This window comes from Enterococcus sp. BWT-B8, from assembly GCF_020567625.1.
In the GTDB taxonomy this organism is placed as follows: Bacteria; Bacillota; Bacilli; order Lactobacillales; family Enterococcaceae; genus Enterococcus_L.
Map to the genome: position 1 here is coordinate 83,044 of NZ_JAJDJV010000004.1, position 11,569 is coordinate 94,612.

9 protein-coding genes are annotated in these 11,569 nt (G+C 39.3%); 3 read left to right on the forward strand and 6 right to left on the reverse strand.

Features of this window, described 5'->3' with window-relative positions; translation table 11 throughout:
• Positions 1-387: 387 nt before the first annotated feature.
• Entirely contained in the window at positions 388-600 is a 213-nt protein-coding gene (locus tag LI951_RS05765) for a DNA-directed RNA polymerase subunit epsilon (RefSeq protein ID WP_202066774.1), read from the forward strand.
• Positions 601-603: 3 nt separating this feature from the next.
• Positions 604-2,280, forward strand: coding sequence for a ribonuclease J1 (gene rnjA / locus LI951_RS05770; protein WP_202066773.1), 1,677 nt, complete (start codon positions 604-606; stop codon positions 2,278-2,280).
• A gap of 75 nt (positions 2,281-2,355) precedes the next feature.
• Here the strand turns inward: rnjA and LI951_RS15085 are convergent, their stop codons facing one another.
• The 5 genes from LI951_RS15085 to LI951_RS05790 all read right to left on the reverse strand — a co-directional run bounded on the left by LI951_RS15085 (position 2,356) and on the right by LI951_RS05790 (position 5,767).
• A complete protein-coding gene (locus tag LI951_RS15085; RefSeq protein ID WP_267491701.1) occupies positions 2,356-2,484 on the reverse strand; it encodes a hypothetical protein in 129 nt (42 codons plus the stop codon).
• A gap of 209 nt (positions 2,485-2,693) precedes the next feature.
• Positions 2,694-2,894, reverse strand: coding sequence for a cold-shock protein (locus tag LI951_RS05775; RefSeq protein ID WP_202066772.1), 201 nt, complete (start codon positions 2,892-2,894; stop codon positions 2,694-2,696).
• Positions 2,895-3,041: 147 nt separating this feature from the next.
• On the reverse strand, positions 3,042-3,743 hold the full coding sequence (gene radC, locus LI951_RS05780; RefSeq protein WP_202066771.1) for a RadC family protein: 702 nt from the start codon (positions 3,741-3,743) through the stop codon (positions 3,042-3,044).
• Positions 3,744-3,795: 52 nt separating this feature from the next.
• A complete protein-coding gene (locus LI951_RS05785) occupies positions 3,796-4,458 on the reverse strand; it encodes an HAD family hydrolase (protein ID WP_229441570.1) in 663 nt (220 codons plus the stop codon).
• On the reverse strand, positions 4,445-5,767 hold the full coding sequence (locus LI951_RS05790) for a bifunctional folylpolyglutamate synthase/dihydrofolate synthase (protein WP_229441571.1): 1,323 nt from the start codon (positions 5,765-5,767) through the stop codon (positions 4,445-4,447). Before LI951_RS05790 ends, LI951_RS05785 begins: the two co-directional genes overlap by 14 nt.
• Before the next feature lie 463 nt (positions 5,768-6,230).
• Here LI951_RS05790 and LI951_RS05795 point away from each other — a divergent pair, with 463 nt between their 5' ends.
• On the forward strand, positions 6,231-8,792 hold the full coding sequence (locus LI951_RS05795) for a YfhO family protein (protein WP_229441572.1): 2,562 nt from the start codon (positions 6,231-6,233) through the stop codon (positions 8,790-8,792).
• Positions 8,793-8,846: 54 nt separating this feature from the next.
• Here LI951_RS05795 and LI951_RS05800 read toward each other — a convergent pair whose 3' ends face one another.
• A complete protein-coding gene (locus tag LI951_RS05800; protein ID WP_229441573.1) occupies positions 8,847-11,492 on the reverse strand; it encodes a valine--tRNA ligase in 2,646 nt (881 codons plus the stop codon).
• Positions 11,493-11,569 lie beyond the last annotated feature (77 nt).

Consider the following 11,569-nt stretch of genomic DNA (forward strand, 5'->3'; position numbering starts at 1 on the left):
GAAACATTTTTGCTGGTTTTCCTCATTTTTTTCGTTCAGTTCCTTTTGGTATTTTCTTATTGTTTCTTACATAAAATCCCGGCAGTTCCTCATTTTTTTAGCGGTCTATTTCTTAAATTACTGCCAAATATTCGGAGTACTTTCTATACTTCTGACTGGTTCTGTGATAAAATATCAATAATTGTTGTTCACACAACACACTGAACGGTTGAATTTCTTTTGCACATAATAAAATGAAGTGACTGCTAGACTTCATTCATCATAAACTCCATGTTTTTGATGGTTAAATATTTGTCAGGGTGGAGCCCCACCTCATTTTGTTGTGTAGACATTTCACACAGAAATCAATAAATAAACTTGCACAGGCAAGTACAGAGGAGAATAATTATGATATACAAAGTTTATTATCAAGAAACAAAAATAAGAAATCCTAAAAGAGAGGATACAAAATCAATTTATGTTGAAGGGGACAATGATGTTGTTGTCCGCCAGCTAGTTGAAGATAATACGCCTTACAACATCGAATATGTCCAGCTGCTTGAAGGAAATCATCTAGCTTATGAACAAGAACACGCCGAATTTAAATTAACGGAGTTTTAAGCTATGAAAGTAAATATTAAAAATAACGAAACCGGTGTCTTCGGTATTGGCGGACTTGGAGAAATCGGAAAAAATACTTATGGCGTACAATTTCAGGATGAAATCATTTTGATTGATGCCGGAATTAAATTCCCGGAAGATGATCTGTTGGGAATCGACTATGTTATTCCCGACTATAGTTATATCATCCAAAACCTGTCAAAGGTTAAAGCACTGGTCATCACTCATGGACACGAAGACCATATTGGCGGAGTTCCTTACTTGTTGAAGCAGGCAAATATCCCAGTCTATGCAGGTCCTTTAGCTTTAGCTCTAATTACCAGCAAACTGGACGAGCACGGTTTATTGAGAGATGCTGATCTTCATGAGATCCATGAAGATACAGTAATTCGCTTCAGAAAAACATCTGTGAGCTTTTTTAGAACAACGCATAGTATTCCGGATGCATTAGGTGTTGTTGTCAAAACACCTTCTGGAAATATCGTTGCGACCGGCGACTTTAAGTTCGATTTTACTCCTGTTGGAGAACCTGCAAATCTGCATCGTATGGCAAAGATTGGTGAAGAAGGTGTTCTGTGTCTGCTTTCTGACAGTACAAACGCTGAAATTCCAACCTTTACTAAATCAGAAAAAACCATTGGTTCGTCGATTCAAAAGATTTTTGAAAAAATTGAAGGCAGAATTATATTTGCCAGTTTTGCTTCAAATATTTTCCGGCTTCAACAAGCTGCTGATGCAGCTGTCCGGACCGGCAGAAAAATTGCTGTTTTTGGGCGCAGTATGGAAAATGCTATTGCTAATGGTGAACGTCTAGGCTATATCAATGTCCCTAGAGGAACGTTTGTAGATGCTTCTCAGCTGAATCAGCTGCCGGCAAATGAAACGATGATCTTATGCACCGGTTCTCAAGGAGAACCGATGGCGGCATTAAGCCGTATTGCAAATGGAACTCATAGACAGATTTCCATTCAGCCCGGAGATACAGTGGTCTTTTCAAGCTCTCCTATTCCAGGAAATACTACCAGCGTTAACCGTTTGATTAATCTGCTTTCCGAAGCAGGTGCTGAAGTAATTCACGGAAAAATAAACAATATCCATACTTCCGGACATGGAGGACAGGAAGAACAAAAACTGATGCTTCGTTTAATGAAGCCGAAATTCTTTGTACCTGTTCACGGCGAATTTAGAATGCTGAAAATTCACGCTTCTTTAGCTGAAGATGTAGGTATACCTGAAGAAAATTGTTTTATTATGGAAAACGGCGATGTACTTGCACTAACTGCTGATCAGGGCCGCATGGCAGGTCACTTCAATGCAAGTGATGTGTATGTAGATGGCAACGGCGTCGGAGATATCGGCAACATTGTTCTGAGGGATCGGCGAATTCTTTCAGAAGAAGGACTGGTACTTGCAGTTGCAACGGTCAACGTTAAGAAAAAAGAGATTCAGGCTGGTCCTGATATCCTGTCCCGCGGCTTTGTTTACATGAGAGAGTCCGGCGATTTGATTAACGAAGGACAGCGTCTTCTGTTCCATGCAATGCGGGATGCCTTAAAAGATGACAATTGTACAGAGGCAAAATTATGCGATGCGATCACTGCAACTTTACAACCTTATTTATTTGAAAAAACAGAGCGCCATCCAATGATTTTACCAATGATCATGATGGTTGAAAATTAACTGGTACTTTGCAAATAACAGTACAATCCCCGAAACTGCGAAAACTTGAAAAAGTTTAACAGGTTTCGGGGCTTTTTATTTTGAAGCTGAGCCGTTCAAACCCAGTTGATCCTTGTGTGAGCCTGTTCTTACTAATCTGAAGCTAACTGCAGCTTTTCTGCTTTTAATTGATACATCAATAACCAGTCCAGTATGATCCTGCATTTTCTAACTCCTATAAAACACCAAAGTGATTCATTATCTCTGTATTTTTCCAGCAAGTTCTTTTGAGTTCGGAGACAATCAAATTCTTTTTCAATTTAAGAATTAAAACTCCTCCCCCTCTGATCATTTCTATTTTTAATCCTGAAAATTTCTGTTAAGAATTCAAAAAAACACCCGATTCAAAAGAACCAGGTGTTTCGAATGGTCAATTATTGTTTTTCAACATTTACTGCTTGAGGGCCGCGATCTGAATCTTCCACATCAAAAGTTACTGCTTGACCTTCTTCTAATGTTTTGAATCCGTCTCCTTGAATTGCTGAAAAATGTACGAATACGTCGCTGCCATCTTCGCGAGAGATAAATCCAAATCCTTTTTCTGCGTTAAACCATTTTACTGTTCCTTGTTCCATTAACCGTTCCTCCTCGTGCTTAAGCACTGAAATAATTGTAACTTTGCCCGTCTACGATAGAGGATTTTATCTAATAAAAACTCCTATACTGTCCCAAACAAGATTACAAGTACATTTTACACGCGCCCCTATATTTTTGCAAGAAATCTAATTATCTCCCTTCAAAAAATTTTCCTCCCGCATGCTGATATATTCATCATGTCCAATGATAATGTGATCCAGTATCTCAATTCCCATCATTTCTCCACATTCCTCCATCCTTTGAGTAAAATGAATATCGCTTTGTGAAGGGGTTGGATTTCCACTCGGATGATTGTGTGCAAGTACGATACGGGCAGCTGAATACTTAACCGCCCCTTTAAAAACTTCTCTGGGATGTGCAATACTCTGATTTAGTGATCCCTTGAAAACCGTCTCCTGCCGCAGGACTTCATTTTTTGTATTCAGGTACAGACAGACTAAATGCTCTTGTTGAAAATCTCTCAGCTCATAAATTAGATTTTGAGCGATCTGATAGCTGGAGGATATTTTCCCATATTTCATCTGATTGCTTTGCTGCAAACGATAACCAAATTCAACAGCCGCACGCAGTTCAATTGCTTTGACTTTTCCAATTCCCTTAATTGACATCATTTCGTGCAGCGTTGCATTTTTTAATTCATTTAAATGCCGAAAATGATTCAATATTGTAGAAGACAGCTCCATCACATTTTGTTCTCTCGAACCCGTTCTTAATAAAATCGCCAGCAGCTCCTGGTTGGAAAGAGCCTTTTCACCAAAAGCCTCCAACCGCTCTCTGGGCAAACAATCCTCCGGCATCTCATGAATGAATAGCCTTTTTTCTTCCATAAAAACAGCTCCTTTACGTGGTCTCATAAAGATACGCAAAAGAGCTCTTCATTTATTTGTTTTTCAAATAATTGGGTACATCCAGCAGACTGTCAAAGATTTGCAGCGTCTTCCCTTTCAAATCTTCATCTGGCTGAAGCAGGTCCGGAATCATAATCACCGGAATTCCAGCAGCATACGCAGCGTTCACTCCATGAGAAGAATCTTCCAGCACCAGTGTCTTTTCCGGATGCGTTCCCAGAAAGCTGACAGCTTTTTGAAAAATTTCCGGATCTGGCTTGGCTCTGCTGACATCTTCAGCTGAGACAATTCGATGAAACCGGTCACGAATTCCGGCATTCTCCAACAGTAATTCAATGGCAGGACGAACATTGCTTGAAGCAACCAGCTTGGGGATATTGCTTTCTTCAAGAAAATCCAGCAATTCAAATACCCCCTCTTTCAGCTGTACCTGTCCGGATTCAAACATGCTGATCGTATCCGCATAAGAACGGCGAATGAATTCATCAACTGTTTCCCGTCCAAAGTCCTGATAAATACGATGATAATTTTCCCAAACCTCTTCATCGGAAACCCCTAAAAATTGAAGATACAATTCCTTCGTGTAGGGAAAGCCCATTTCATCTGCAACCTTCTGTGAAGAGTCATAATAAATCATCTCCGTATCGAACAGCAAGCCATCCATGTCAAAAATAACTCCATCAAATTTGTTCATTACTTCCTCCTATTGTCAATAATAATTCACGTACCTGTGAAACAAAATACAAAGAGCCCGTCACCAGCAGCATATCTTCATTAGTCATTTTTTCCAATATTTCCCCCATGCCAAACTGCCAGAGAGAAACAATATCTGTTTTATCATCTGTATATTTCTCAAACTTATCCAAATTCATGGCCTTAGGATATTCGAATGTGGTCAAATATAAATGAGTGTTGGGCACATTCTTCAACACCTTAATCATTTGATCGGTATTCTTTGTTGACAATGCTGAAAACAAAATATGAATGGAACGACCTTTAAATTCCGTTTTCAGATTCTCTACCAGACGCTTCATCGCATGATCATTATGGGCACCGTCCAATACAATCAACGGTTCATCACTGATTTTTTCCATTCGAGCCGGCCATTTTGCGTACAGCAAGCCCTGTCGAACGGTCTTTACTTGAAAAGGCTGCCCGGTAAGCTGACAATAAATAGAGAACAATTCAATTGCTACACCCGCATTTTCCGTTTGATGCTGACCAAGTAACGGCGTCTTGAGCTTTTGAATCTTACCATGTTCTCCAATAAAGCTAAAGACTTCCCCCCAGTCTTTATCAGAATGTACATATTCGATTGAATATTCCTGATTAAAACGGTAAATGGGGGTCTGCTTTTCTTTTGCTTGTTTTTCAATAACATTCAATGCTGCTGCTTCAATATTTCCAGTTACAACAGGAATATTATTTTTTATAATTCCGGCTTTTTGAAAAGCAATTTCTTCAAGCGTTTCACCCAGAATCTCTGTATGATCCATCCCAATCGTAGTAATACCTGTTAAAATCGGCTCAACAACATTGGTACTATCCAGTAAACCGCCCAGTCCAACTTCTATAATTGCAACATCTACTTTCTGATCAAGAAAATAATCGAAAGCCATCGCAGTTAATGTTTCAAACTCGGTAATCCCGCTTATTTCATCTTGTTTATCCATTTCCTCAACTAGCGGCTGATATTTTTCAACATAATGAATCAGCTGTTCATCTGGAATCCCTTCGCCGTCAATGGCAATTCGTTCATTAAAAGCTTCAATGTAAGGAGACGTAAATGTCCCTACGGTAATTCCGGCTTCCTGCAGCAGACAACGCAGATAAGTCACTGTAGATCCCTTTCCATTTGTCCCGGCAATATGAATTGTCGGAACCTTTCTATGCGGATTATTCACTCGCTCCAAAAGAGCCTCCACCCGTTCCAGTCCAGGACGTGAGCCAAAGGGTAGACGACTGTGTATCCATTCAATTGCTTCTTCACTATTTATTGACATTTTTGTCACCTCACACCTTCTATTATAGCGAAAGCCTAGTTCGATTTCACTAATAAAGGCAATTTATTGAAACAAATCAGTAAAATTACAGGGTTTACGTTATAACCCTCCTCCTACCTATTCATAACTAAAGAAATTCTTAAATTCTATAAAAAATATAGGCTCTTTCAGCAAATTTAGTTATTAAAAATCAGAATATGATAAAATAGCAATTGTCGGAACATGTCAATCTATTCCGGCTTATTGAAAAAAAGAAATTTTTCTTTTTTCTTTCATAGTGAGAGTGCAGCTGAGGATGAAAGCCCTCATAATTTTTTTGAGAATCATTCAATATCATGCTAAACTGAAATACTGTGTTATCAGGATCTATCCGTGAACTCTCGCTCTAAATAGGTTAGACTTATCCTGCTGAACAATTATTCCTGTTGATAGGAAAATTTTTTTGCTTTGAGGTGATACAAAAATGAAAATAAAAGAAAATAGTTTGTTGATCGGAAGCTTCTTCGTCCCATTTACAATACTGATTGTTCTCTGGATTATTTTGGATATTGTCCCATTCGGAAACAATAATCTTCTGGCAAGCGATTTAGGCAGTCAGTATCTGCCGTTTCTGAGCAATTTTAAGTCATTCGTTGAAGAAGGCAATTTGACCTTCTATTCTTTTTCCAACGGAATTGGCGATACTATCTTCCCGTTAAGCTCTTATTATTTATTAAGTCCATTTAATTTATTGACCTTATTCTTTCCACATGAGCAGCTGCCGGTTGCGATTGTCTGGATCATTACGTTGAAAATTTCATGTATCGGTATGAGTATGTTCTACTACTTGAAAAAGACATATATTGAAGTTTCTCCTTTTACGTGGATTTTCTCAACAGCATTTAGTCTTTGCGGTTTTACAGCCGCCTACAGCATTAACTTCATGTGGCTGGATATTTTGATTTTATTTCCGCTTCTCGCATTAGGCCTACAGAAGCTCTGGCAGGAAAAAAGAGTGACTCTTTATGTCACCATTCTTTTTCTGTCGATTTTCACTAATTACTATATGGGATACATGACCTGTATCTTTGCAGTCGGCTACAGTATTTATCTGTATCTTAAATTGAGTGCCGCACCTTCTATTCTTGGTTTTATAAAAGAAGGAAAAATCTTTTTCATCTCTTCTTTCCTGTCAGGAATTTCAACAAGTTTTATTCTCCTTCCTGCACTGGAAGGGATGATGCAGACGAAAAAGACAGATTTCAATCTGCTGACCTTTCTGCCTTATCCTAAGTTTGGTCTTTCTTTCTTTTCACAATTCGGGATAGGCTCTGTTGATTTTAATTTAAGACTGGAACATCTTCCAACAGTATTTTCAGGAATTTTAATCATCCTATTATTCCTTACCTACTTTTTACTTCCTTCCATTCCGAAGAAAGAAAAAAAATTGTCGCTCTTTCTCATTTTATTTTTGTTTCTCAGCTTTTGGATTGAGCTTATTAATACAGTCTGGCATATGTTTCAAAGTCCGGCAGGGTTCCCTTATCGAAATACATTCATTTTCAGTTTTATTGTGATCAAATTTGCTTATGAAGCATTCCTTCGTTTACAGACAGATGAAAAACTGCCATTGAGTGCTCCGCTGATTTACACAATCTGTCTCATGGGCGGCTACAGTGCACTTTTCCTATTTAACAAGAATTTTATTCTTTCCTATAGTTATTCAGTTATTTCATTGGTCCTGATCTGGCTTTATTATGTACTGCTTAATCACAGACAAAAGGCTGAAAAAGGAACAGCTTTATGGAAAATCTTCGGAATACTGTTAACTGTATCAATTTTTATGGAGCTGGGGCTAAACTATTGGATATCGGTAAAAGAAATTCCTTTTGGCAATCAGCAAGCCTTTGAGCAAAACTATAAAAAACAAGCTGCTATTTTAGCAGCACTGAAAAAGAAAGACTTTGAACGCTTCAAGCAAACTATTATCTCTGATGAAGCAGGATATACTGAAAAAAACAATGGCTATAATGACTCCATTCTTTACGGCTATGCAGGTGTATCCAGCTATACGTCCACTTTGCACTCTGACACTCAGGATATGCTGAACGATTTGGGGTTATATCAGAAAAACGATCGCAGAATTGCCTATGTGGATGACTCGCAGGTAGTGAACTTTTTACTTAACGTTTCCTATCAGATTACTCCTTTTGAAAATACATTCAGAGAAGCTGTTTCAATTGACGGTCAGACTGTTGGCTATAAAAATCCTGAAGCTGTCGGCATGGGCTTCCTAGTTTCTGAAGAGTTCGCAAATGTTCAGTTAATGGAAGATGAACCGATCATAAATCAGGAAAATCTTCTTCAAGCACTTAAACCGGAAGCAGAGAATTACTTTAAACCTGTTCAGAAAACGAATGAAACCATTTCGCCAGATGAAAAAACAGTACTGTTGGAAACAATAACAGCAGCTTCCGGTGAACTCTATTTTTACCTTCCAAATGTTTCATGGTCCTCTACTGAAAGCTTTTCTGTCAACGGCAAGAAGATTGAGCCTAATGTCTATATCAAAACAAATCAATTGTTTAACTTAGGCTACTATACTAAAGGTGATAAAGTTACACTTACTCTCAAAAGTCGTAAGAAGATAAATCTTGAAGACATGGAGCTTGTCAGTCTAGACCAGCGAGCTTTCGATGCAGTGATTGCTTCAAAACGAAATAAAGCCATTGACTTGCGTTGGACAAAAATGGGTGAGCTCTTTGGGAATATTTCCGTTAAAAACGAGGATCAGCTGCTCTACCTTTCTGTTCCATATGATAAAAACTGGCTGATTAAATCGAATGGCAAGGCTGTGGAACAGATACCAGCCGCCGGCAATCTAATGGCAATCCCTCTAAAAGAAGGGACACATTCCATCGCAATGGTTTATCGTTCGATGAGCTATTACTATGGCTTGATCATTACTTTTGCAACAATTTTCAGTTTCCTGTTCTTCCGTTACTGGCTCTATATCAAGAAAAAAAGAGAACTGAATAAGTGTTAAAAAAACAGACTTGACCATTCGAAAGATCAAATGGTCAAGTCTGTTTTTTGTCTTTTATTGAATTGTTTTTAACTGCTCAATTCTTTCACGAACTGTTTTTTGTTTTTCCAGATAATCCTTTTCTTTTTCTTTTTCTGCCTGAACCACATCTTCAGGCGCATTACCAACAAATCGTTCATTGGACAGCTTACCCTGGACCCGTGTTACTTCCTGATTCCATTTCCCCAGTTCCTTCTCAAGGCGAGCAACCTCTTCTTCAATATTAATCAGTCCGGCTAGCGGCAGATAGATTTCCACACCAGTAAGAATAGCCGACATCGCCAGCTCTGGAGCAGTAATCTCACTGCTGATTGTCAATTCTTCAGGATTACAGAATCGCTCAATATAGTTTTTATTTTCAATTAGGAATCGATCTGCAGATTCATCAGCTGTCTTTATCAGCAATGTGATTGGTTTGGATAAAGGAGTATTCACCTCTGCACGAATATTTCGAACGGAACGAATCACTTCTTTCAAAACTTCCATTCCTTGAGCTGCCTTATTATCAGATAGCTCTTCATGCACAGTGGGATACTCAGCAACAACCAACGATACACCAGTATGCGGAATTTTTTCCCAAATTTCTTCAGTTACAAACGGCATAATCGGGTGAAGCAAACGCAAAATATTATCCAGTGTATAGACAAGTATACTCTTTGTGATCTGCTTCGCTGCTTCATTTTCACCATACAGAATTTCTTTGCTCATTTCAATATACCAGTCACAAAAATCATCCCAAATGAAATTATAAAGCAAACGACCGGCTTCCCCAAATTCAAAACGATCAAACAAATCGGTTACCCGAGCGATTGTCTCATTCAAACGAGTCAGAATCCAACGATCAGCAACTGTTTTTTCTCCGTTGAAATCAATGTCTTCAACCGTCATTCCTTCGATATTCATAATTACGAAGCGGCTGGCATTCCAAATTTTATTGATGAAATTCCAGGCAGCATCCATTTTTTCATAACTAAAGCGAACATCCTGACCAGGAGCTGAGCCGTTGGACAGGAACCAACGTAAGGCATCTGTCCCGTACTTTTCAATAATATCCATCGGATCAATTCCGTTGCCAAGAGACTTACTCATCTTCCGCCCCTCTTCATCACGAATCAAGCCGTGAATCAGCGCATGCTGGAATGGACGTTCACCGGTAAACTCCAGACTTTGGAAAATCATTCGGCTTACCCAGAAGAAAATAATATCGTAGGCTGTTACCAGCGTACTGGTTGGGAAGTAACGCTGGTAATCCAAGCTCTCCGTATCCGGCCAGCCCATTGTTGAAAACGGCCACAACGCTGAACTGAACCATGTATCCAATACATCTGCATCCTGTGTCCAGTTTTCACTGTCGGCAGGTGCGTCCATCCCCACATACATTTCTCCGGTTTCATTGTGATACCACGCTGGAATCTGATGGCCCCACCACAGCTGACGAGAGATTACCCAGTCATGAACATTTTCCATCCAGCGGGTAAACGTATTGTTAAAACGTTCAGGATAAAATTCAACAGCATTTTCAGTCTGCTGATTTTTAATCGCCTGATCTGCGAGCGGCTGCATTTTGACAAACCATTGCGTAGACAATCGCGGCTCTACAACCACACCAGTACGTTCCGAATGACCAACACTATGCGTCATATTTTCAATTTTAATCAAACGATCCATTTCTTTTAAATCAGAAATAATCATTTTGCGTGCTTCAAAGCGGTCCATTCCTGCATATTTCCCCGCCAGTTCATTCATTGTTCCATCATCATTCATGACATTTACTCTAGGGAGATCATGACGATTCCCAACTTCAAAGTCATTTGGGTCATGAGCAGGAGTAATTTTTACCACACCTGTACCAAATTCCATATCTACATACTCATCAGCAATAATCGGAATTTCTTTGTTCACTAGCGGCAGTGTGACTGTTTTTCCGATTAGAGCCTGATAGCGCTTATCTTCTGGATGAACTGCAACAGCCGTATCACCCAGCATGGTTTCCGGACGTGTTGTCGCAATTTCCACAACACCAGTTCCATCTGTCAGCGGATAGCTCATATGATAGAACGCACCTTGAATGTCTTTGTGTATCACTTCAATGTCGGACAGTGCTGTTCTTGCTTTCGGGTCCCAGTTGATGATATATTCTCCACGATAAATCAAGTTTTTCTCATAAAGCTTTACAAAAACAGTCCGAACTGCTTCTGACAATCCCTCATCCAATGTAAAACGTTCACGGCTATAGTCCAGTGATAATCCCATTTTTGCCCATTGTTCACGTATATGAGAAGCATACTCTTCTTTCCATTCCCACACCCGCTCCACGAATTTTTCACGTCCTAGATCATAGCGGGAAATCCCTTGCTCTGCAAGCTTTTCTTCTACTTTTGCCTGCGTTGCAATTCCGGCATGATCCATTCCCGGAACCCAAACAGTATCATATCCCTGCATCCGCTTTTGGCGAATAATAATATCCTGCAATGCTGTATCCCACGCATGACCTAAATGCAGCTTTCCAGTAACATTTGGTGGAGGAATCACGATAGAATAAGGCTTCGCCTCTTTATTTCCATTTGGCTTGAACAAATCCTGATCCAGCCATTTTTGATAGCGTCCTTGTTCTATTTCTGTAGGCTGATATTTCGTAGGTAAATTATTTTCTTCCGACATTTGTATCTCCTTCTTTCTCTTCCTTTTAACGAATAAATCGATATTTCTGACAGGTAAAACAAAAAAGTCCTGAAACA